Origin of the sequence: Spirillospora sp. CA-108201, from assembly GCF_050936235.1 — a bacterium.
GTDB lineage: Bacteria > Actinomycetota > Actinomycetes > Streptosporangiales > Streptosporangiaceae > Spirillospora.
In genome coordinates this window covers 5,913,644-5,934,734 of sequence record NZ_JBNJNE010000001.1, presented here as the reverse complement: position 1 = coordinate 5,934,734, position 21,091 = coordinate 5,913,644, and the positions used below count along the sequence as shown (strand labels likewise).

The 21,091-nt window shown below is 73.3% G+C and carries 19 protein-coding genes and 1 pseudogene; 16 read left to right on the top strand and 4 right to left on the bottom strand.

The annotated features are described in order from the left end of the window. Positions 1-110: 110 nt before the first annotated feature. Together ACQEU6_RS28555 and ACQEU6_RS28550 are read left to right on the top strand one after the other, a co-directional pair. The gene (locus ACQEU6_RS28555; RefSeq protein ID WP_499336138.1) at positions 111-827 is read left to right on the top strand and encodes a response regulator; all 717 of its coding nucleotides are present in this window, start codon (positions 111-113) and stop codon (positions 825-827) included. After that, the gene (locus ACQEU6_RS28550; RefSeq protein WP_499336137.1) at positions 824-1,933 is read left to right on the top strand and encodes a sensor histidine kinase; all 1,110 of its coding nucleotides are present in this window, start codon (positions 824-826) and stop codon (positions 1,931-1,933) included. Before ACQEU6_RS28555 ends, ACQEU6_RS28550 begins: the two co-directional genes overlap by 4 nt. Positions 1,934-2,399: 466 nt before the next feature. Here the strand turns inward: ACQEU6_RS28550 and ACQEU6_RS28545 are convergent, their stop codons facing one another. Beyond that, the gene (locus ACQEU6_RS28545) at positions 2,400-2,753 is read right to left on the bottom strand and encodes a hypothetical protein (RefSeq protein WP_499336136.1); all 354 of its coding nucleotides are present in this window, start codon (positions 2,751-2,753) and stop codon (positions 2,400-2,402) included. 220 nt (positions 2,754-2,973) lie between these two features. On the opposite strand from ACQEU6_RS28545, the gene ACQEU6_RS28540 reads away from it, so the two are divergent. The 3 genes and pseudogenes from ACQEU6_RS28540 to mptB form a co-directional block, all read left to right on the top strand. Next, complete coding sequence (locus ACQEU6_RS28540; RefSeq protein WP_173396251.1) at positions 2,974-3,309, top strand: STAS domain-containing protein; 336 nt, start codon at positions 2,974-2,976, stop codon at positions 3,307-3,309. Positions 3,310-3,447: 138 nt separating this feature from the next. After that, a complete protein-coding gene (locus ACQEU6_RS28535) occupies positions 3,448-4,179 on the top strand; it encodes a glycosyltransferase family 2 protein (RefSeq protein WP_499336135.1) in 732 nt (243 codons plus the stop codon). Next, a pseudogene (mptB, locus tag ACQEU6_RS28530) lies at positions 4,176-5,003 on the top strand (polyprenol phosphomannose-dependent alpha 1,6 mannosyltransferase MptB); the annotation flags it as partial. The gene ACQEU6_RS28535 and the pseudogene mptB, both read left to right, overlap by 4 nt. Positions 5,004-5,541: 538 nt before the next feature. Here mptB and ACQEU6_RS28525 read toward each other — a convergent pair. After that, the gene (locus ACQEU6_RS28525) at positions 5,542-7,779 is read right to left on the bottom strand and encodes a hypothetical protein (RefSeq protein WP_499336134.1); all 2,238 of its coding nucleotides are present in this window, start codon (positions 7,777-7,779) and stop codon (positions 5,542-5,544) included. Between the two features lie 54 nt (positions 7,780-7,833). Here ACQEU6_RS28525 and ACQEU6_RS28520 point away from each other — a divergent pair, with 54 nt between their 5' ends. The 10 genes from ACQEU6_RS28520 to ACQEU6_RS28475 all read left to right on the top strand — a co-directional run bounded on the left by ACQEU6_RS28520 (position 7,834) and on the right by ACQEU6_RS28475 (position 17,012). Then, positions 7,834-9,165 (top strand): glycosyltransferase 87 family protein, encoded by a 1,332-nt coding sequence (locus ACQEU6_RS28520; RefSeq protein WP_499336133.1) that lies wholly within the window; start codon positions 7,834-7,836, stop codon positions 9,163-9,165. Next, positions 9,165-9,623, top strand: a complete 459-nt coding sequence (locus ACQEU6_RS28515; RefSeq protein WP_499340373.1) for a DUF4446 family protein — start codon at positions 9,165-9,167, stop codon at positions 9,621-9,623. Before ACQEU6_RS28520 ends, ACQEU6_RS28515 begins: the two co-directional genes overlap by 1 nt. 125 nt (positions 9,624-9,748) lie before the next feature. After that, positions 9,749-10,687 (top strand): prephenate dehydratase, encoded by a 939-nt coding sequence (gene pheA / locus ACQEU6_RS28510; protein ID WP_499336132.1) that lies wholly within the window; start codon positions 9,749-9,751, stop codon positions 10,685-10,687. A gap of 67 nt (positions 10,688-10,754) precedes the next feature. Then, a complete protein-coding gene (locus ACQEU6_RS28505; RefSeq protein ID WP_499336131.1) occupies positions 10,755-11,396 on the top strand; it encodes a DsbA family oxidoreductase in 642 nt (213 codons plus the stop codon). A gap of 118 nt (positions 11,397-11,514) precedes the next feature. Then, on the top strand, positions 11,515-12,441 hold the full coding sequence (locus ACQEU6_RS28500; RefSeq protein WP_499336130.1) for a hypothetical protein: 927 nt from the start codon (positions 11,515-11,517) through the stop codon (positions 12,439-12,441). Beyond that, the gene (locus ACQEU6_RS28495; RefSeq protein ID WP_499336129.1) at positions 12,438-12,767 is read left to right on the top strand and encodes a hypothetical protein; all 330 of its coding nucleotides are present in this window, start codon (positions 12,438-12,440) and stop codon (positions 12,765-12,767) included. Before ACQEU6_RS28500 ends, ACQEU6_RS28495 begins: the two co-directional genes overlap by 4 nt. Positions 12,768-12,838: 71 nt before the next feature. Continuing rightward, a complete protein-coding gene (locus ACQEU6_RS28490; protein ID WP_499336128.1) occupies positions 12,839-13,906 on the top strand; it encodes a hypothetical protein in 1,068 nt (355 codons plus the stop codon). A gap of 15 nt (positions 13,907-13,921) precedes the next feature. Beyond that, on the top strand, positions 13,922-14,728 hold the full coding sequence (locus tag ACQEU6_RS28485) for a class I SAM-dependent methyltransferase (protein WP_499336127.1): 807 nt from the start codon (positions 13,922-13,924) through the stop codon (positions 14,726-14,728). A gap of 86 nt (positions 14,729-14,814) precedes the next feature. Next, a complete protein-coding gene (gene serS, locus ACQEU6_RS28480; RefSeq protein ID WP_499336126.1) occupies positions 14,815-16,074 on the top strand; it encodes a serine--tRNA ligase in 1,260 nt (419 codons plus the stop codon). 134 nt (positions 16,075-16,208) lie between these two features. Next, positions 16,209-17,012 carry a Cof-type HAD-IIB family hydrolase gene (locus tag ACQEU6_RS28475; RefSeq protein ID WP_499336125.1) on the top strand — a complete coding sequence of 268 codons (804 nt, stop codon included), beginning with the start codon at positions 16,209-16,211 and terminating at the stop codon, positions 17,010-17,012. Between the two features lie 42 nt (positions 17,013-17,054). Here the strand turns inward: ACQEU6_RS28475 and ACQEU6_RS28470 are convergent, their stop codons facing one another. After that, positions 17,055-17,594 (bottom strand): bacterial proteasome activator family protein, encoded by a 540-nt coding sequence (locus tag ACQEU6_RS28470; protein ID WP_499336124.1) that lies wholly within the window; start codon positions 17,592-17,594, stop codon positions 17,055-17,057. A 13-nt stretch (positions 17,595-17,607) separates the two neighbouring features. Continuing rightward, positions 17,608-18,564 (bottom strand): NAD(P)H-quinone oxidoreductase, encoded by a 957-nt coding sequence (locus ACQEU6_RS28465; protein WP_499336123.1) that lies wholly within the window; start codon positions 18,562-18,564, stop codon positions 17,608-17,610. Between the two features lie 171 nt (positions 18,565-18,735). Between ACQEU6_RS28465 and ACQEU6_RS28460 the strand changes: the two genes are divergently transcribed. Beyond that, positions 18,736-21,078 carry a MinD/ParA family ATP-binding protein gene (locus ACQEU6_RS28460; RefSeq protein WP_499336122.1) on the top strand — a complete coding sequence of 781 codons (2,343 nt, stop codon included), beginning with the start codon at positions 18,736-18,738 and terminating at the stop codon, positions 21,076-21,078. Positions 21,079-21,091 lie beyond the last annotated feature (13 nt).

The following is a 21,091-nucleotide window of genomic DNA, read 5'->3' as shown; positions in this document are numbered from 1 at the left end:
AAGCGGCGTTCGTCCCTTCCCGCAGACCGCCCAGGTCGAAGCGTGATCAACTCCTTACGGGGTGATGACGTCCCGGGCCGGACCGGGCGGCCTGGGCCTAGCGTTGAGGGGTGAACAGCCCCTCCCACGCCGGCCGCGTCCTGGTGGTCGACGACGACCCGACGGTCGCCGAGGTCGTCGCCCGCTACCTGGCCCGCGACGGGCACGAGGTCGCGTGCGTCGCCGACGGCCGGGCCGCCCTGCGCAGGGCGCTCGACGAGCCGCCGGACCTCGTCGTCCTCGACCTCATGCTGCCCGGGATGGACGGCCTGGAGGTGTGCCGCCGGCTCCGCGAGACCTCCACCGTCCCGATCGTGATGCTGACGGCGCTCGGCGCCGAGACCGACCGGCTCGTCGGGCTGGAGACCGGCGCCGACGACTACGTGACGAAGCCGTTCAGCCCCCGCGAGCTGGCGCTGCGCGTCCGGTCGGTGCTGCGGCGGGCCCGGGGCGCGCTCGTCCCGACCGGCCCGTCCGGCCCGCTGCGCGACGGCGGCCTCGTCGTGGACGTCGGCGCGCACGAGGCGGAGCTGCGCGGCGAGCGGCTCGCGCTCACCTCCCGCGAGTTCGACCTGCTGGCGTTCCTGCTGCGCCATCCGCGGCAGGCCTTCACCCGCGAGGAGCTGCTCGAACGCGTCTGGGACTGGACGTTCGGCGACTCCTCCACGGTGACCGTCCACGTCCGGCGGCTGCGCGAGAAGGTCGAGGACGACCCGACCGCGCCGCGCCGGATCGTCACCGTGTGGGGCGTCGGCTACCGCTACGAGCCCGCGGAGACCGGTTCATGATCCCGTTCCAGGATCTGCTCTGGGTGGTCTTCTACGCGGCGCTGGCCGCGTTCGCCGTCGCGGCGGTGGCCCTCGCCGCCCTGCACGCGCTGCGCGGCCGCTCGGTCGGGACCCAGCTGGTCGTCGTCGGCGCCGCCACGGTGCTGGCGACCATCTCCGGCATCCTGGTGATCTCGTTCCTGATGCTGCTGAACGACCACGACCGCTCCGTGGTGCTCGCGGTCGTGACGTCGGCGGGGCTGGTCGCGATGGCGGTGTCGGTCCTGCTCGGCCGCCGCCTAACGGCCGCGAACCGGACCCTGGTCGAGGCCGTCCGCGCGGACCGGTTCCGTCCGCCCGCGGCGCACCTGCCCGCCGAGCTCGCGGAGCTGTCGCGCGAGCTGGAGGCCGCCTACGACCGGCTGGCCGCCGCGCACGAGCGCGAGCAGGCCCTGGAGGCGAGCCGCCGCGAGCTGGTCGCCTGGGTGAGCCACGACCTGCGCACCCCGCTGGCCGGTCTGCGCGCGATGGCCGAGGCACTGGAGGACGAGGTCGTCGCCGACGAGGAGACGGTCCGCCGCTACCACGGCCGCATCCGCGTGGAGGTGGAGCGGCTGACCGAGATGGTGGACGACCTGTTCGAGCTCTCCCGCATCCACGCGGGCGCCCTGCGCCTGTCCCGGGAGCGGGTCGGCCTGGCCGACCTGGTCGCCGAGGCGGTCGCGGGCGCCGAGGCGCTGGCCCGCGCCAAGGGCGTCCGGCTGCGCGGAGACGTCCGCGAGGGCATGCCCGTCCGGGTGGACGCGGGCGAACTGGGCCGCGCGCTGCGCAACCTCGTCGTGAACGCGATCCGGCACACGCCGAGCGACGGCGCGGTCGAGATCACCGGCGAGGTCCGCGGCGGCGAGGCCCGGGTGACGGTGGCGGACGCCTGCGGCGGCATCCCGCAGGACGACCTGCCGCGCGTGTTCGACGTCGCGTTCCGCGGCGAGGCGGCCCGCACCCCGGGCGGCGGCGCCGGCCTCGGCCTCGCCATCGCCCGCGGCATCGTCGAGGCCCACGCGGGCGAGATCGGCGTGGCCAACGCCGGCGCGGGCTGCCGCTTCGAGGTCCGCCTTCCCTGTTAGCTTTGCTTTTTCTCCTCCTTCGGGCCTGGCGGCCCTCCATCGTCGATAAAAGCGGGCGATCGCTGGCATCGCTTCGGCTCGCCTTGCGGCTCGCTTTGCGATCAGGTTCTCGCAAGCTCGAACCTGCCTTCGGACGCGATCGCGGTTCCTGGGGTCGTCGCGGGGTTGCGGTGGGGGCTGAGGCTGCTGGGACAGCTGGCGCCGCTTCGGCTCGCCTTGCGGCTCGCTTCGCGATCAGGTTCTCGCAAGCTCGAACCTGCCTTCGGACGCGATCGCGGTTCCTGGGGTCGTCGCGGGGTTGCGGTGGGGGCTGAGGCTGCTGGGATACCTGGCGCCGCTTCGGCTCGCCTTGCGGCTCGCTTCGCGATCAGATTCTTGCTTCGCTTGAATCTGCCTTCGGACGCGATCGCGGTCCCTCGGGTTGCCGCGGGGGTGCTGTGGTGGTCGTGGGTCCGGCGGGGGCGGGTCAGGGGTCCAGGGCCTCGGTGATGGTGCGGTAGGTGGTGCAGGGCCAGCGGGACATGCAGGCGCGGCAGCGGCGGATGGGGCGGTCGGGGTCGCTGGTGATGCCGCCGGCCTCCTGCGGGCGGTGCAGGTCGACGAGGCGCAGGGTGAGGTCGGAGAAGGCGATGACCTCTTCGCGGGCGCCGGCGAGGAAGGCGAGGTCCTCGCGGGACAGACGTGTCCGGACGGGGACGAAGCCGTCCTTGTTCACCAGGCGGAACAGGACCTGGGTGGACGTCCGCCACGTGCTGGACTTCGCCGCCCGCGCCCGGACCGTCTCCAGGCGCTCGCGCAGTCGACCATGCCGCTGTTGCACCCGTTCAGGTTCCCCTACTCCGGGCAGCCGTGCGGTGCGAACCCGCGATATCGGCGGACCGGATCGCCCATCTCCATCGCTGAATTCGGCACATTACGGTGCGTAATACTCAAAGCGTGCGGGACTGGCAAGGCGGCGACACGCCCCGGAAACGCCCACGGCGCAGGGGACTTGGCGAACCGTCTGGCTCCCGGGCCGTTCGCGAGATAGTGTGCCGGACGTGGAGCTAAATGTCTCGACCGCGTCTCAGGGAGGTCACGCCGTTGTCACGGCGACCGGTGAGCTCGACCTGTACACCGCGCCCAGGTTGCAGGCGGCCCTCGCGGGCCTGCTGCGCGACCAGGCCGACCACATCGTGGTCGACATGAGCGGCATCGAGTTCTGCGACTCGACGGGCATGAACGTGCTGCTCTCGGCCATGAAGCGGCTGAAGGAGCAGGGCGGCGCGCTGGAACTGGCCGCGCCGCGCCCCGCCGTGAAGCGGATCCTGCAGGTCACCGGGCTCGACACCGTCTTCACCGTGACGGAGGCGGCGCCCGTCCTGGACGCCGGCTGACCTTCCCGACCACTCGTCCCTGCCGCCGGCGCCGCGGGTGAACCCCGCGGGTCGCCGTCCGGTCGCGCGGGTAACGGCTTGGGCCGTTCCCCCGTGCCCTGCGGCATCGCGCGCCCGTCCCCGACTACGATCGCGGATATGCAGGACGTAGCGGTGTGCATCCCGGCCAAGGACGAAGCCGACCGCATCGCGGCCACGGTCAAGGCCGCACAGGAGCTTCCCGGCGCCGATCTGGTCGTGGTCATCGACGACGGCTCGTCCGACGGCACCGGGCGGGTGGCCCGCGAGGCCGGGGCCCGGGTCGTGCGGCACAGCCGCAACCGGGGCAAGGGCGCCGCCATGGAGAGCGGCGCCGAGGCCGTCCGGTTGCTGGACGAGGGCCGCGACCGGCCCCGCCACCTGCTCTTCCTCGACGCCGACCTCGCCGAGACCGCGCGCGAGGCCGCGCCGCTGGTCGAGCCGGTCAGGTCCGGTGAGGCCGACATGACGATCGCCGTGTTCACCACGACCGTGAAGCTCGGCGGGCACGGGTTCGTCGTCCGGCTGTCGCGCGACGGGATCCGCCGCGCCACCGGCTGGGAGGCCACCGCGCCGCTGAACGGGCAGCGCTGCCTGACCCGCGCCGCGTTCGACGCCGCGCTCCCGCTCGCCGCCGGGTTCGGGGTGGAGACCGCGCTCACCGTCGACCTGCTGCGCGCCGGGTTCCGGGTGGCGGAGGTCGAGGTGCCGCTCGCGCACCGCGCCACCGGCACCGACTGGCGCGCCCAGCTGCACCGCGCCCGGCAGTTCCGGGACGTGGCCAGAGCGCTCGCCGTGCGCGAACCGGCGGTGGCCAAGGGGCTCGACCGCCTGCGCGGCAGCAGCCCGTGACCCGTCTCGGCACGGGCGGGCTGTGGGGGATCGGGGCCGGCGTCGCCTGCTTCGCCGCCACCGCGCTCCTCGGGCCGTCGGTGTTCGAGCCGGAACTGGAGGGCCCGCGCGCCGAACCGCCGTACGCGCTGGACGCGCACCCGTCGCCGTACCTGGTGATCGGCCTGGTCGTCGCGGGGATCGTCGTGAGCGCGCTCGGGCTCGGCCTGTGCCTCGCGGCCGTCCGCAGGGGCTGGCGCGTGCGGGCCCTGCCGCTGGTGGTCGCGGGCCTGCTGGCGGCGGCCGCGTTCATGTTCATGCCGCCCGTCGGGTCCACCGACCACCTGAACTACGCCTCCTACGGGCGGATGGCCGCGACCGGGCACGACCCGTACCGGACGAGCGCCGTCGACCTGCCGAAGGACCCGGTCGCCGGGGCGCCCGAGGAGTGGCGGACGACGCCGTCGGTGTACGGGCCGGTCGCCACGGGCGGGCAGGCGTTCGCCGCGTGGATCGGCAGCGGCTCGGTGCGGCTGACCGTCTTCGTCCTGTCGGTGCTGAACGTGCTCGCGTTCGCGGCGACGGCCCTGATCCTCTACCGGATGTCCAGGACGCCGGAGCGGCGGCTCCGCACGGCGCTGCTGTGGACGTGCAATCCGCTCGTGCTGTTCCACCTGGTGGCGGGGGCGCACAACGACGTCCTGGCGATCGCGCCGATGGTGGCCGCGCTCGCCGTCTTCGGCGGCGGGGCCGCCGGCCGGGCGGGCTGGGCGCGCTCCCTCGCGGCCGGGGCGCTGGCCGGGCTCGGAACGGCGATCAAGCTGCCCGCCGCGCTGGTCGCCGGGGGCCCCGCCTGGGGGCTGCTGCGCCAGACCTGGACGGAGCGCCAGAAATGGCCGATCGGTCATCTGGTCGCGCTGGTCGCGGGCGGCGCGGCCGTGACGGCGCTGTCCTACGCGCTCGCCGGTCCGCACGCGCTCGACCAGGTCCGCGAGGCCAGCAACATGGTCTCCTTCGCGACCCCCTGGCACCTGCTCGACGAGTCGCTCGGCCGCGGCTCGCAGCGCGACGTCATCAAGCTGGGCGCGATGCTGCTCGGCCTGGTCCTGTTCCTGCTGCTCGTCCGGGCCCTGCCCAGGGAGGACGCCCTCGTGCCCGGCGCGGAGGAGCGCCGCGTCGCCGCCGCGATCGCCCTCGCCTGGCTCCTCGCCGCGCCCTACGCGCTGCCCTGGTACGACGGGTTCGGGTGGGCGCTGCTGGCGCTGCTGCCCTGGACGCGGATCGACTGGATCCTGCTCGCCCACACCACCGCGCTCAGCCTCGCCTACCTGCCGGCCCGCGCGCCCGCCCGCATCCGGCTGCCGGACGACCTGGAGTGGCTGTTCACCGTCGTTCGGCCGACCGTGGTCCCGTGGACGCTTCTGGTGATCCTGACGGCTCTGGTGGCGTCGTGTCTGCGTTCCTCAGGTCGATCTCCAGCGACCGGAGCCCCGCGGCGAGCATCAGCGGGGTCGCCAGGCTGAACGCCACCGACAGGATCACCACGCCCGAGTCGTTCACCAGCGTGCCGATGACGCCGACCGCCAGAGCGCAGATCACCGCCGGGCGCATCGTCAGGCTCTTCTCGTAGGCGCCCTGGAGCAGCGACACCCGCCAGCGCGTGGGCCGCGCCAGGACGAAGAACAGGAACACGACGGCGGCGGCGAGCGCGAGCGTGTAGGGCCAGTAGCCGAGGCTGTTCAGCATCGCGTTGAACTTGCGGGTGACGACGTCCCAGGCGTCCCCGGCCACGAGGTCCTGCCAGAACCGGCCGAGATGCGTCGGGTTGGCCGACTGGGCGTTCACGTACGAGATGAGCAGCACGAGCGCCAGGCCTGCCAGGAAGAACAGGCCGAGCTTGAGCGGCGACATGCGCTTGCCCGCGACCATCAGGCCGAGCATCGCGAACGCCGGGACGATCGCCAGCACGCCGCCGAAGTCGCTGCCGAAGGCGGGCAGGCCGTCCACCGCGACCGTGAACGCGCCGATCACCGCCACGATCGCGACGGCGGCGGCCTTGCTCCCCCGGCGCAGCGGGTACTCCGTCAGCCACGCCGCCGTCAGGATCGCGGCCACCGCGAACAGCGAGAACGCCTGGTTCCCGAAGCCGTAGAACCGCCCGGCGACGAGGGCGGTGTAGCCCATCAGCGTGTTGAGCTGGAGGGAGGAGCCCGTCATCACGTCCAGCGCGAGGACGAGCGCCGTCACCCCCGTGATCACCAGGCCGGGGACGACGGTGGAGCGGCGCCAGGGCCCGGCGAGCGCCACGCCCGTCAGCAGCCCGGCGAAGCCGAGCACGGTGCAGATCAGGACGGGCGTCGGGTGCCCGGCCCGCCACCACGGCAGCAGCCCGGCGAGGAAGGACGCGCCGGGCGCCGCGCCGCCGAGCAGTGCGATCACCCGGGTTCCGCCGAGGATCCGCGCCCGCGAGCGGCGGTCGCCGCCGAGGCGCCGCAGCGCGACCACGGCGATCCCGTACAGGACGAGCTGCACCGCGAAGAGCACCCAGTAGAAGGACGTCTGGACGGCCCGGATCGCCTGGGCCGCGACGTCCTCGTCCATGAGCGCGTCGACCCGGTCGTGCGTGGACGACGTGGACGGCTGCGACCGCCACGCCGACCCGACGGCCTGCTTGGGCTGCTTCACCCCGAGCAGCTTCAGCGTCGTCGCGGTGAGGTCGGTCAGCGTGACCAGCCCGTCCTGGCGGGTGGCGCTGGTGGTCATGTAGCCCGGCCCGTAGCCGGCGCCCTTGGCGACGGCCACGCGCAGGTGCGGGTTGACGCCGGTGTCGGACAGGCCCGCGACCAGCACGGTCGTCCCCTCCGGGAGCCCGGTCACGACCTGCGCGACCCGGCGGTCGGCGGCCTTCGCGGCTTCGGCGCGGACCTCGTCCGACAGCGGGACCTGGTCGCCGTGCGGGTCGACACCCGCGGTGATGTAGGCGCGGAAGAGGTCGTCAACGTCGACCGCCGTGAGCGGGCAGCGCGCCCAGTCGGCGGCGGTGGCCTTGTCGGGCGAATCGACGTAGCGGTCGACCCGGCCGGCGCCGTCGGCGGCGCCGAACACCGCGCCGGGCCCGACCGCCGTCGTGCAGCCGCCCGCCCGGTGGACCTCGTCGCCGAGCAGCCCGATCCGCGCGTGGTAGTTGGTGCCCGCGTTGTCGCTCTTGATCGCGGGCCAGCCGGCGGCGACGGCGCCGCCGGCTGGCGGCGGTCCGGCGGGGGAGGTCTGGCCGGGCGGGACCGGCGTGGACGGCAGCGCGCAGTCGCCGTGCGCCAGCCGCGACCGCTGCCCCGCCGACAGCGTCAGCCAGCCGTCGGTCGGGCAGGTGATGACGCGGGTGGTGCGGACGCTGAGGCCCGCGGCGGAGCCCTGCGAGGTCAGCCCCCAGAGCGCCGGGGTGTTCTCGCGGGTGACGTCGCTCCACATCAGCGCCGGCACCCCGATGATCACCACGCGGCCGGTGACGGCCCGCCCGCCGGGGGCCGAGGGGGAGGCGGCCTGCGCCGCCGGCCCGAGGGCGGCCAGCGCCGCTACGAGGGTCGCGAGGAACATGGCGATCTTCGTTCCCCGGGAGGTCATGGCGTTCAGGTTACAAGAGCCCCACTACCGGGCAGGGGCCATATCCTGCGGGCTGTGGACGGTCTGATGGCGCGGGATGCCCGCGACGCCCCCGGTGCGGGGGCCGGCGCCCCCGCCCGGCGCGGCGCCCGCGACCTGCTGGTCCTGCTCGCCGGGATCGCCGTCGCCGCGGCCGCCGCGGCGCCGATCGTCCAGCGGTGGCTCGGGAACCAGCCCGACCAGCGGCTCGTCGACCTGGAGGTCTACCGGGAGGGCGGGCTGGCGGTCCTGCGCGGCGCACCCCTCTACGACTTCCTCACGCAGCCGCCGCAGCTGCTCCCCTTCACCTACCCGCCGATCGCCGCCGCCCTGGCCGTCCCGTTCAGCCTCCTGCCCTGGCGCGCGGCGCAGTGGGTCTGGACGGGGCTGATCTACCTGTCGCTCGTGATCGTCGTCTGCTACGCCTTCCGCGACCTCATCCGCCGGACCGGGCGCTGGGCGCCGCTCACCGCGGGCGTCCTGGTCGCGGTGACGGCGTGGCTCGACCCCGTCCGCGACCAGGTCAGGTTCGGGCAGGTCGGGCTGTTCCTGCTGGCGATGTGCCTGGCCGACTGCTGCGCCCGCACCGCCCGCTGGCCGCGCGGCATGCTCGTCGGCCTGGCTCTGGCGATCAAGCTGGTGCCGGGCGTCTTCCTGATCTACTTCCTGGTCACAGGGCGGCGGGACGCGCTGGTCAACGCCGTGCTGACCGCCGTCGTCGCCACGCTCGGCGGGTTCGTGCTGCTGCCGTCCGACTCGTCGGCCTACTGGTTCGGCGCCCTGCTGGAGGGCGGCGACCGGACGGGCGCGGTCGACGGCACGACCAACCAGGCGATCCAGGGGATCGTGGCCCGGATCCTGGACGAGGGGCCGGCCCGGACGCTGGTGTGGCTGGCCCTCGCCCTGGTCGTCGCCTGGTTCGGCTTCGGCCTGGCGCGCCGGGCGACGCTCGCCGCCGACGCGGCGTCCGGCGCCGACGCCTCCAGCCTCCTGCTCGCCGGGGTCGCGATCGTCGGGCTGCTGTCCGTTGTCCTGTCCCCTGTGGGATGGATTCATCACCTTGTGTGGATGATCGCGGTACTAGGGGCTTTGGTGGGAGATGGGCGTGACACGCGAAGATGTCTGATCGCGTTCGCCCTGTGGCTGCTCTTCCTGTTCCCGCTCCCGTGGTGGGCGCGGGGTCTGATCGGCCCGGATCATTCCCCCGTAACGGTTTTCGCGGGGCAGGTCCTGCGCGATTCGTTCGGCCTCGCCGCCCTGGCCTCGATTTTGGTCCTCGGAACATGGCTGGTTAAACGGCTCGATCCGGACAACCACCCCCGAGATCCTTCGCAACAGCAGGTCGGCCTGGATACGCTCGGCGCGTGATGCTCGTCGCAGTGGCCGTCGCCGGCCTGGTCGCCGGGATTGCGGGGCTCTCCATCGCGGTGGTCGCGCACAACCGGGTCAACCAGGTCGTCGACGAATGCGGGGAAATGCTGAGGCGCCAGCTCCAGGTCGCGAGCGGCGAGGTGGACGAGCGCGCCCTGCGCGATCTCGCGATCGTGCACTACGACGCGCTCAAGGAGATGTCCGGGCACCGGTCCTTCTCCCTCGCGCTGATCAACGCGGTCGGCGACGGGGTGGTGGTCAGCTCGATCAACGGGCGGACCGAGACGCGGACCTACGCCAAGGCCGTCCAGAGCGGGCACGCCGTCGAGACGCTCTCCCCGGAGGAGAACCACGTCCTGCGCGCCGCCCGGCTCGGCAAGGGCCCCATCGTCTCGATGGACGACCCGCTCCCCGACTTCGGCAACGGCGCCCGCACGCCCACGGCCCGCGCCTGAGGCGATGCCCGAACGGGCGCCCGACCGGTGCCAGAGGGAGCGCCGCCCCGGACGGTAGACTCGGCTTTCTCGCCTTGCCGCAAGACGGCTTCCGCACAGCCGAAACACGTACCCGGGGGACCCCAGTGACCGCAGACGACAGGCCAGCGCGCTATGCCTACCTGGGTCCGCGGGGCACCTTCACCGAGGCCGCGCTGCTGACGCTCCCCGGTGCCGCCGAGGCCGAGCACATCCCGTACGCGACCGTCCCGGCCGCCCTCGAAGCGCTGCGGCGCGCGGAGGTCGACACCGCCGTCGTCGCGCTGGAGAACTCCGTCGAGGGCTCGGTCCCCACCACGCTGGACGAGCTGGCGACCGGCGAGCCCCTCCAGATCGTCGGCGAGATCCACCTGCCGGTCTCGTTCGCCCTCCTCGTCCGCCCCGGCACGGCCCTGGACGACATCAAGACCGTCGCGTCCCACCCGATCGCGCAGCCGCAGTGCCGCCGCTGGCTGCTGGAGAGCGTCCCGGACGCCGAGTGGCGCGCCGCCACCTCCAACGCCGAGGCCGCCCAGCACGTCGCCGACGGCCACTACGACGCGGCCCTCGCCGGCTCGTTCGCGGCCGCCCGCTACGGCCTGTCGGTCCTCGCGGAGGACATCCACGACGTCGCCGACGCCGTCACCCGCTTCGTCGTCCTGAGCCGCCCGTGCCCCCCGCCGCCGCCCACCGGCATGGACAAGACGACCGTCGTCGCGTTCATCGGCGAGGACCACCCGGGCGCCCTGCTGGAGATCCTCAACGAGTTCTCGGTCCGGGGCATCAACCTCACGCTGATCCAGTCCCGCCCGACCGGCGCGGGCCTCGGCTCCTACCTGTTCTGGATGGACTTCGAGGGCCACGTCATCGACGCCCGCGTCGGCGAGGCCATGATGGGGCTGCGCCGCGTCTGCGCCGACGTCCGCTTCGTCGGCTCCTACACCCGCGCCGACCAGGTCCGCCCCGAGATCCGGCGCGGCACCCACGACGCCGACTTCACCGAGGCGGCCGCCTGGATCGCCGGCATCCGCACCGGCTACGCCTGAGCCCCGGGAAATCAAAGAGGCCGGGGACGTGTTGGCACGGGTAGACCGTCCTGAGAGAGGTAATCCCGTGCGTGTTGAGATCTGGGCCGACGTCGTATGCCCCTGGTGCTATCTCGGTAAGCGGCATTTCGAGCGCGCTCTGGAAGGGTTCGCGCACCGGGACCAGGTCGAGGTGGTCTACCGCGCGTTCCAGCTCGATCCCTCGTTCCCGCAGGGCGCGACGGTCGACGTGGCCGACATGCTGGCCGACAAGTACGGCCTGACGCGCGAGGAGGCCGCCGGGAAGAACCGGGAGATGGAGGAGCGCGCCGCCGCGGCCGGTCTGGAGTACCACCTCGAAGGGCGCCAGGCGGGCAACACCGCCGACGCGCACCGGCTCGTCTACCTCGCGGGCCAGCGAGGCGTTCAGGGCGCGGTCGTGGAAGCCCTGTTCAAGGCCTACTTCACCGACGAGCGCCCGGTGTTCGACCGGGACACCCTCGTGGACGTCGTCGCCGAGGCGGGCCTGGACGCCGCGGAGGCACGCGACGTGCTCGCGTCCGGGAAGTTCGCCTCGGAGGTGGACGCCGAGCAGCGCGCCGCGCGCGACATCGGCGCGACCGGCGTGCCCTTCTTCGTCATCGACCGCCGCTACGGAGTCTCGGGCGCCCAGCCCTCCGAGACCTTCGCGCAGGTCCTCGACCAGGCCTGGGCGGAAGCGGACCGGTAGCCGCCCACGCCGCCCCCGGGCGTGACGCAACCGAGATCGTCGACGGCCGCCCCGGCGACAACCGCTTGTGGATCTTGGGCGTCCTCTTCACGCCAGTGAACAGTGGAGAGGTCGTCCCGTGCGCCGATTGCTCGCCGTCGTCGCGGCACCAGCCGTGACGCTGTCCCTGGCCGCGGTCCCCGCGCACGCGGCGGCGGTCCTGCGGGTGATCAGCGCCCGCGCCCTGTCGCCCGGCGCCACCACGAAGATCGAGGTGGCCGCCGAATCGGGCCTCGACATCACCGGCGTCCGCGCCGTCACGGAACCGTACGAGGGCGGATCCGCGACGCCGCTCACCGCGGACGACTTCGAACTCGTCGAGGGCACGGCGGCGAACGGCGTCTGGCGGACGAGGACCGCCGTCGCCGTCGGCCCCGGCCGCTGGTGGGTGAACGTCGAGCTGACCAACGCCGAGCAGACCGTCCTGGCCCGCCATCGCGCCACCATCGACAACGGCGCGGACACGGTGATCAGCGATTTCGCGGTGACTCCGGACGTGGGGAGGGCCTCCTTCTCCACCGAGTACACCCGGATGAGCCTCGTCCATCGTGGTTCTTTCCTGTACCGGCCCACCGAGAGCGGGCCCGGCACCGTCGCCATGCGGCGGCTGAACACGCGGATCACCCTGGACGTGCCCGAGCACCTCGTCGCCGGGGACCGGGTCGACGTGACGGGCAGGCTGGAACGCGAGGACCGCGACGGCGTCTGGGCGCCGCTCGCGGGCAAGCAGGTCGAGATCAAGTTCGCCGAGCCGGCCCCCGAGCCGGCCTGGACGCCCCTGGGCCGCGCCACGACCGGCGCCGGGGGCGTCTTCACGTTCCCGATGAACCCGGCCGAGGACGGCGCATGGTCGGCCTCCTTCGCGACGGACGCCCTCGGCTGGCCCGCCGACCACCGCGGCTACTTCGGGTCCGAGGGGCGGCCGCGCTACCGCAGCGTCGCGTACCGGACGTCCGTCACCGGGTTCAACGCCGCGCCGGAGCCGGTCGGCCGGGGGAGAACGTGACGGCGTACGGGCGCGTCCTGACCCGCCTCGCCGACGGCCGCTGGATCGGTGCCCCCGGCAACGCCTCCGTGAGGCCGCAGTTCTCCACCGACCGCAAGTCGTGGAGCACCAAGGGCGAAGTCGGCGTCTTCCGGGACGGCGCCTTCACCATCGAGGGCAGGGCGGACCGGACCGGCTACTGGCGGGCTCTGGTCCCGAAGAGCGACAGCACCGAGCCGTCGGTCAGCGGTGACGACAACGTGGAGGTCCGGTACCGGACGAAGATCCTTGAGTGGACGTCCGCTGACGTAGGCGATGGGGCGGCGGGCGCCGTGACGCAAGCGTGATCGGCGGTGGTCAACCGCCGGGGGACCGTGGGCGTCAAATCCATACCAGTAATCAGTGGAGAGGTCCTGCCTTGCGCCGCTCATCCGCACTGCTCGCCACCGCCGCCCTCACCTCGTCCGCCTTCCTCGCTCCGGGCGCCGCGCACGCCGACGCGACCGATGCCACGACCCGGGCCGCTTCCGTCACCGCCGACAAGCAGGCCACGGTCATCACCGCCCGGATGGGGCCGAATTCGACCGTGTCTCCGGGCACGGTGATGACCGTGAACGGCAGAGTCCTCCGGCAGGGCTCCACGGGTCCCGAGCCCGTGGAGGGGCTGGAGATCCAGCTCGATGTGCCGCCCGACATCCTTGAGGCCGGAAGCATCAAGACGACCCGGACCTTCGCGGACGGCACCTTCCGTGCCGCCTTCACCGTTGGGCGGCAGGTCGGGAAGTCGGGCGCGGTGACGGCGCGCTTCGAGGGAAACGAGGTCCTCACCGGCAGCCAGGTCGGCCTGGGGACGCTGAACGTCCGGAACCACTCCGAGATCACCGGCTTCAACGCCATCCCCGAGCCGCACGCCTACCGCGACCCGATCGTCGCGGACGGGCGACTGTACGTCCGGCCCGGCGACACCGGCGCCACGGAGCTGCCGCTGTACCTGGAGTACTCCCTGGACGGCAAGACGTGGAAGGTCTGGGCCGCCCAGACCCTGGCGCGGCCCATGTACTTCACGTTCAACGACGCCAAGCTGGTGACGAAGGACGCGTACTGGCGCGTCCGCTACCCGGGCAGCCTCCTGACCATGCCGTCCGTCAGCACCGTCGACTTCGTCGACGTCAAGTACCGGACGGAGTGGTACGTCTTCAACGCCTCGCCCGAGCCCGTGAAGAAGGGCGGGACCATCACGGTCAAGGGGCAGCTCTTCCGGTTCCGGGACTTGACGAGCCCGGCCCCGAACGCGCCCGTGTACGTCTACTTCCGGCGTGCCGGCACCTCGAAGTGGGTCCAGATGGCGGCGACGAAGACCGACGTCTACGGCTGGTTCTCCAAGAAGTTCAGGGCGTCCGCGGACGGCACCTGGAAGGCGGTCTACAAGGAGTCCTCCGGCTACATCGGCTCGACCTCGCCGGCCGACGCCGTGGACGTCCGCTGACGTAGGCTGCGGGGCGTGGCGCAGGACTTCGATCTTTACGAGCGGGAGCTGTGGGCCGGGCGGGCCCCCGCGTACGAGCGGGGGTTCGCCCACGTCACGCGGTACATGATCGAGCCGCTGCTGGACGCGGCCGGGGTGGCGGACGGGACGCGGCTGCTCGACGTCGGCACCGGGCCCGGGTTCGTCTCGCGGGAGGCGGCGCGGCGCGGCGCGCGGGTGTCGGCCATGGACGCCGAGCCGGGCATGGCCGAGACGGCGCGCCGGAACGTCCCCGGGCTGGACGTGCGGGTCGCCGTGCTGCCCGAGGTCCCGTTCGAGGACGGGACGTTCGACGCGGTCGCCGGCAACTTCGTCATCAACCACGTGGGCGCCCCCGGCGCGGTGCTGGCCCGGCTGCGGCGCGTGCTGCGCGAGGGCGGGCGGCTGGCGGTGACCTGCTGGGTGATGCCGGGCAGCGGGGCCCTCGCGATCGTCCGGGAGGCGATCGAGGCGGCGGGCGTGCCGTGGCCGGACGACATCCCCGCGCCGCCGTTCCTGGAGCACGGGGAGCCGGCGGCGTTCCGGCGGCTGGTGGCCGAGGCGGGGTTCGCCGAGGTCGCGGTCGAGGAGGTGACCTGGAGGCACGTCGTCGACCCCGAGGAGTGGTGGGAGACGGGCGCGCTGGCCCGGATCGGCACGAACGGCGTGGTCGTCGGGCGGCAGGACGCGCCGACCGTCGCGCGCGTCAAGGCCGCCTACGACGAGATCGTCACGGAGTACGCGGCCGGCGACGGGAAGGTCGCGCTGCCCGCGCACGCCCTGCTGGCGAGCGGCGCCCGGTAGCGGCGGGTATCGACGGCGGGTGCCGAGGGGCGCGAACCGCCGATACCCGCGCGCGGACGGGGGCGCCGGCCGGTAGCCTCGGGTCTGTGATTGACCTGCGAGCTCTTCGAGAGGATCCCGAGCGGCTGCGCGCCTCGCAGCGCGCCCGCGGTGAGGATGACGGCGTCGTCGACCGGCTGCTCGACCTGGACGGGAGGCGCCGCTCGGCGCTGACCTCGTTCGAGCAGCTCAGGGCGGAGCAGAAGAGTTTCGGCAAGTCGGTGTCCAAGGCGCAGGGCGACGAGCGGCAGGCGCTGCTGGCCCGCGCCAAGGAACTGGCGCAGCAGGTGAAGGAGCGCGAGGCGGAGGCCGACCGCCTCGGCGGGGAGCTCGACGCGCTGCTCAAGGGCGTCCCGAACCTCATCGAGGAGGACGCCCCGCCCGGCGGCGAGCAGGACTTCGTCGTCCTGGAGCACGTCGGCGAGCCGACCGCGTTCGACTTCGAGCCGAAGGACCACCTGGAGCTCGGCGAGACCCTCGGCGCGATCGACATGGAGCGCGGCGCGAAGGTGTCCGGCGCGCGGTTCTACTACCTGACGGGCGTGGGCGCGCGGCTCCAGTACGCGCTGCTGAACCTCGCCATGGAGCAGGCCGTCGCGAGCGGGTTCGTGCCGATGTACCCGCCGGTCCTGGTGAAGCCGGAGGCGATGGAGGGCACCGGGTTCCTCGGCGCGCACGCCGCCGAGGTGTACCAGCTTCCGGAGGAGGAGCTGTACCTCGTCGGGACGTCGGAGGTGCCGCTCGCCGCGTACCACATGAACGAGATCGTCGACGAGCTGCCGCGGCGGTACGTGGCGTGGTCGTCCTGCTTCCGCCGCGAGGCCGGCTCCTACGGCAAGGACACGCGCGGCATCATCCGCGTCCACCAGTTCGACAAGGTGGAGATGTTCTCCTACTGCGACCCGGCCGACTCCCACGCCGAGCACCTGCGGCTGCTGGAATGGGAGAAGGAGATGCTCGCCAAGGTCGAGATCCCGTACCGGGTGATCGACGTGGCGGCGGGCGACCTCGGCGCCAGCGCGGCCCGCAAGTACGACTGCGAGGCGTGGGTGCCGACGCAGAACACCTACCGCGAGGTCACCTCGACGTCGAACTGCACCGAGTTCCAGGCGCGGCGCCTGGCGGTGCGGCACCGCGACGCCGACGGCAGGAACCAGCCGGTGGCGACCCTGAACGGGACGCTGGCGACGACGCGGTGGATGGTCGCGATCCTGGAGAACCACCAGCAGGCCGACGGTTCGGTGCGCGTCCCGAAGGCGCTGCAGAAGTTCCTGGGCCTGGAGGTCCTGGAGCCGGTCAAGCGCTGAGCGCGCGTGGAGCGGGGCCCGTCCTGGCCTGGGACGGGCCCCGTTCGCGTTCCCCGGGGCCCTCGGGCGATGCCGGGAGTCGGGCGGGTCATGGCCCTGGCCTAGGGTGTGTCCCATCTGCCCAGGAAGGTGACATGTCTGAGTCCTCGCCGCGCGTGATCGCCACCGACCTCGACGGCACGATCGTGCGCTCCGACGGCACGATCTCCGCCCGGACCGTCGCCGCCCTCGCCCGGGTCGAGCGGGCCGGGGCGGTGCTCGTCATGGTCACCGGGCGGCCGCCGCGCTGGATGACGGAGATCGCCGCGGCCGTCGGCCACCGCGGCGTCGCGATCTGCGCCAACGGCGCCGTCCTCTACGACCTGCACACCGAGGCCGTCCTGCAGGCCAACGAGATCGTGCCGGACGTGCTCGCCGAGGTGATCGGGCGGCTGCGCGGCACCGTGCCCGAGCTGCGCTTCGCGGTGGAGTACCCCACCGGGTTCGTGTTCGAGGCCGCCTACGACCTCGGCCGGTGGGACGCGGCGGCGCTCGGCGGCCGTCCCGTGGACGACGCCGAGCTGGTCAGCCGGGGCGGGACCAAGCTGCTGGCCTTCCATCCGGCCGCCGATCCCGACGCGCTCTCGGAGAAGGCGGTCCGGGCCGTCGGCGACCTCGTGACCGTGACGCACTCCTCCGGGCGGGGGCTGCTGGAGATGAGCGCGCTCGGCGTCACCAAGGCCAGCGCCCTGGCGGCCCTGTGCGGCGAGCTCGGCGTCACGGCGCGGGACGTCACCGCGTTCGGCGACATGCCCAACGACCTGCCGATGCTGACCTGGGCGGGCACGTCCTACGGGGTCGCGAACGCGCACCCGCTCGTGCTGGCCGCCGTGTCGCACAAGACGTCCCGCAACGACGACGACGGCGTGGCCGAGGTCCTGGAACGCCTCTTCCCCTAGCGCGGCCGCACCCGCTGCGGGGTGCGGCCGGAGTCGCGCGTCCTACAGGTAGGGGCCGGACGATCGCGTCCCGGGGTGCGGGTCCTCCTCGGCGCCGGGGGGCACCATTCCCGCGGGCAGGGCGCGCCGCATCTGCTCCAGCTGCGCCCGCGCCGCCATCTGCTGGGCGAACAGGGTCGTCTGGATGCCGTGGAACAGGCCCTCCAGCCAGCCGACGAGCTGCGCCTGCGCGATCCGCAGCTCCGACTCGCTCGGCACCGTGCCCTCGGTGAACGGCAGCGACAGGCGCTCCAGCTCCGCGACCAGCTCGGGCGCGAGGCCGTCCTCCAGCTCCTTGATGGACGACTGGTGGATCTCCCGCAGCCGGGCCCGGCTCGCCTCGTCCAGCGGGGCGGCTTTGACCTCCTCCAGCAGCTGCCGGATCATCCCGCCGATCCGCATGACCTTCGCCGGCTGCTCGACCATCTCGGTCACCGACTTGCCCTCGGACTCCCCGTCGCCGCCGCCCTCGACGGCGATGCCGTTCGGGCCGAGGACGAGCACCTGGGGCTCTTCCGACTGCTTCTTCGAAGCCTCGCTCATAAACTCCACATCCTCACACGGTCAGCAGGATCTTGCCGACGTGACCGCTCTGTTCCATCAACTCGTGCGCCCGCGACGCCTCGGCCATGGGGATCCGCCGGTCGACGACCGTCCGGATCCGTCCCGCCTCCAGGAGCGGCCACACCTGCTCCCGGACGCCGGCCACGATCCGCGCCTTCTCCTCCAACGGACGGGCCCGCAAAGTCGTGGCGTGCACCAGCGCCCGCTTGCGCAGCAGCATGCCGAGGTCCAGCTCCGCCTTCGCGCCGCCCTGGAGCCCGATCACCATCAGCCGTCCGCCGGTGGCGAGGGCCTCCACGTTGCGCCGCAGGTACTTCGCGCCGACGAGGTCGAGGATCACGTCGTAGGGGCCGCTCTCGACGAAGTCGTCCTCGCGGTAGTTCACGGTGACGTCGGCGCCCAGCTCCCGGCACCTCTCGGCCTTCTCCGGGCTCCCCACCGTCGTCACCACGCGCGCGCCGCGCGCCTTGGCGAGCTGGATGGCGAAGGTCCCGATGCCGCTCCCGCCGCCGTGGACGAGCAGGGTCTCGCCCTCGCGCAGCCCGGCCAGCATGAACACGTTCGACCACACCGTGCAGGCGACCTCCGGGAGCCCGGCCGCCTCCACGAGGTCCACGCCGCGCGGCACCGGCAGCACCTGCGAGGCGGGGACCGCGACCCGCTCGGCGTAGCCTCCGCCGCTGAGCAGCGCGCACACCTCGTCGCCGACGGCTCGCCCGGTCACGCCCTCGCCCAGCGCGGCGATCCGTCCGGACACCTCAAGGCCCGGGTACGGGGGAGCGTCCTGCGGCGGGGGATAGAAGCCCATCCTCTGCATGACGTCGGCGCGGTTGGCGGCGCTCGCCGCCACGTCGATCAGCACCTCGCCCGGCTTCGGCGCCGGATCCGGCACCGGCCTCCATTCCAGGACATCGGCGTCGCCCGGCTCGCGAATCACGATCGCATGCATATCGGTCACGCTACCGGGCGCCTCCAAGGCCTCCCCGCCTCCGCCCGCCGACGCGGCAAGGCCTGTCTACGCGCGGGATGCCCGGTATTGACGCACCGGTATCCTGCGTGGGGGCCTTTTTGCCCGCCTGCACCGTGAGGATCATCAGAGGCGTGCCCGAGGGGGAAAACGGTGGCGAGGAACGAGCACGACGGGCGGTCCTTGGAGGAGCGGCTGGCCTCTCTGGACGCCATGAGCGGCGACACGACGGATCCGCCTCCCGCCACTGAGGGTGCGCAGCCGCCGCAGGGGCCCGAGGAGCAGGAGAACGCGCCGCCCGCCTCCGCCCCCGCCCCCGCTCCCGCTCCCGCCCCCGCCGAGCCGCCCGAGCCGAACGCGGAACCCTGGCTCGCGGCGCCCCCCGCGTTCCAGGACTCCCCGGAGATTTTCGGCCCGCCGCAGCCCCCCTACGAGGGCGGTCCGATGCCGCAGCCGTTCGACGGCGGCATGCTCCCGCCGCCGCACACGACGGGCGGCTACCAGCCCCAGCCGTCCCCGTACGACGCGAACGGCAACGCGGCCCCGCCCCTCGACCAGCTGCCGCCCTACCCGTCCGACCAGTTCGGCCGGCAGGACGCGCCGGGCCAGGCCTACCAGCCCATCGACCCGGCCACGGGCCGGCCCTACCCGCAGGACACGGACGCCTCAGGCCGTCCGTACGTCCCCGTCGACCCGGCCACGGGCCGGCCGCTCGCCCCCGACCTCAACGGGCCCGGCCAGCCCTACCCGCCGATGGACCCCGCGACGGGCCAGCCCTTCGCGGCCGACCCGAACGCGGCCGACCAGCAGTTCCCCATGGTCGAGCCCACCCCCGGACCGCAGTTCCAGCCCGACCCGAACGCGGGCGGCCAGCCGTACCCGCCGGTCGACCCCGCCACCGGGCAGCCGTACGCACCTGACCCGAACGCCGCGGGCCAGCAGTTCCTGGGGTTCGACCCGAGCGTCGGCCAGCCGTTCCAGCAGGGCCCAGGCTCGCCCGGCCAGCCGCACCCGCCGGTCGACCCCGCCACCGGCCAGCCATACGCACCTGACCCGAACGCCGGGCAGTTCTTCTCGTTCGGCCCGGACTCGGATGGCCAGCAGTTCCCGCCGGTGGACCCGAACGCGGGCCAGCCGTACGCACCTGACCCGAACGCGGGCGGCCAGCCCTACCCCCAGGTCGACCCCGCCACCGGGCAGCCGTACGCACCTGACCCGAATGCCGCGGGCCAGCAGTTCCCTGGGTTCGACCCGAACTCCGGCCAGCCGTTCCAGCAGGCACCGGGCGCGCCCGGCCAGCCGTATCCGCCGATGGACCCCGCGACGGGCCGGCCCTACGCACCTGACCCGAACGCGGGCGGCCTGCCGTACCCGCCGGTGGACCCGAACACCGGGCAGCCCTACGCTCCCCCCGTCGACCCGAACACCGGGCAGCCGTACCAGCCGCAGGGCTACGGGTATCCGGCCGGACCGCCGCAGGGGGAGGAGCAGTACCCGCAGGCGCTCGGCCAGATGATGACGCCGGGCCACCCCGGGCAGCCCCAGCAGCAGGAGTCGCAGAGCGCCGACAGCCTCAGCTCCGAGAACCTGCTCGGGGAGCGACGCATCGCTCCTTCGTCCGGCTGGCGGCGCGCCGTCTACAAGGCGACCGCGGGCGGCATCCACCCGGGCGAGTCGCAGGGCGACCTGCGCCGCAAGGACCTGATCGCGCGGGCGCGCACCGCCGTGGCGGGCGGGCACCACCGGGTGGCCGTCATGTCGCTGAAGGGCGGCGTCGGCAAGACGACCACGACCACCGGCCTCGGCTCGATGCTGGGATCGCTGCGCGGCGACCGCGTCATCGCCGTGGACGCCAACCCCGACCGCGGGACCCTGTCGGACAAGGTCAGGCTGGAGACCGCCGCGACCGTCCGCGACCTGCTCAACAACCGCGAGCAGATCTCCCGGTACGCCGACGTCCGCGCGTTCACCTCGCAGAACGAGGCGCGGCTGGAGATCCTCGCGTCCGACCGCGACCCGGCGGTCAGCGAGGCGTTCAGCGCCGAGGACTACGCCGCCGTCGCCGTCGTCCTGGAGCAGTACTACTCGGTCTGCATCACCGACTGCGGCACCGGGCTGCTGCACTCGGCGATGGCGGGCGTGCTGAGCCTGGCCGACCAGCTCGTCCTGGTCAGCTCGCCGTCGGTGGACGGCGCCCGGTCCGCGAGCGCGACCCTCGACTGGCTGGAGGCGCACGACCACGGCCACCTGGTCCGCAACGGCGTCGTCGTCCTGTCGATGGTCCGCAACCGCACCCGGAGCCAGGTCGACCTGGACAAGCTCCAGGCGCACTTCGAGAGCCGCTGCCGCGCCGTCGTCCGCATCCCCTACGACGACCACCTGGAGGAGGGCGCCGAGGTCGAGCTGGAGCAGCTCGCCCCCGCGACCCGCGAGGCGTACCTGACACTCGCCGCCGTGGTGGGCGACGGCTTCGCCTTCCAGCGGCCGCAGTCCTGACCTGGGCTACCGT

Coding starts and splice junctions, on each gene's coding strand:
- ACQEU6_RS28515 (WP_499340373.1), top strand. CDS start 9,165: ATGCTCGTCGCAGTGGCCGTCGCCGGCCTGGTCGCCGGGATTGCGGGG.
- ACQEU6_RS28475 (WP_499336125.1), top strand. CDS start 16,209: ATGTCTGAGTCCTCGCCGCGCGTGATCGCCACCGACCTCGACGGCACG.
- ACQEU6_RS28550 (WP_499336137.1), top strand. CDS start 824: ATGATCCCGTTCCAGGATCTGCTCTGGGTGGTCTTCTACGCGGCGCTG.
- ACQEU6_RS28525 (WP_499336134.1), bottom strand. CDS start 7,779: ATGACCTCCCGGGGAACGAAGATCGCCATGTTCCTCGCGACCCTCGTA.
- ACQEU6_RS28465 (WP_499336123.1), bottom strand. CDS start 18,564: ATGCATGCGATCGTGATTCGCGAGCCGGGCGACGCCGATGTCCTGGAA.
- ACQEU6_RS28535 (WP_499336135.1), top strand. CDS start 3,448: ATGCAGGACGTAGCGGTGTGCATCCCGGCCAAGGACGAAGCCGACCGC.
- ACQEU6_RS28470 (WP_499336124.1), bottom strand. CDS start 17,594: ATGAGCGAGGCTTCGAAGAAGCAGTCGGAAGAGCCCCAGGTGCTCGTC.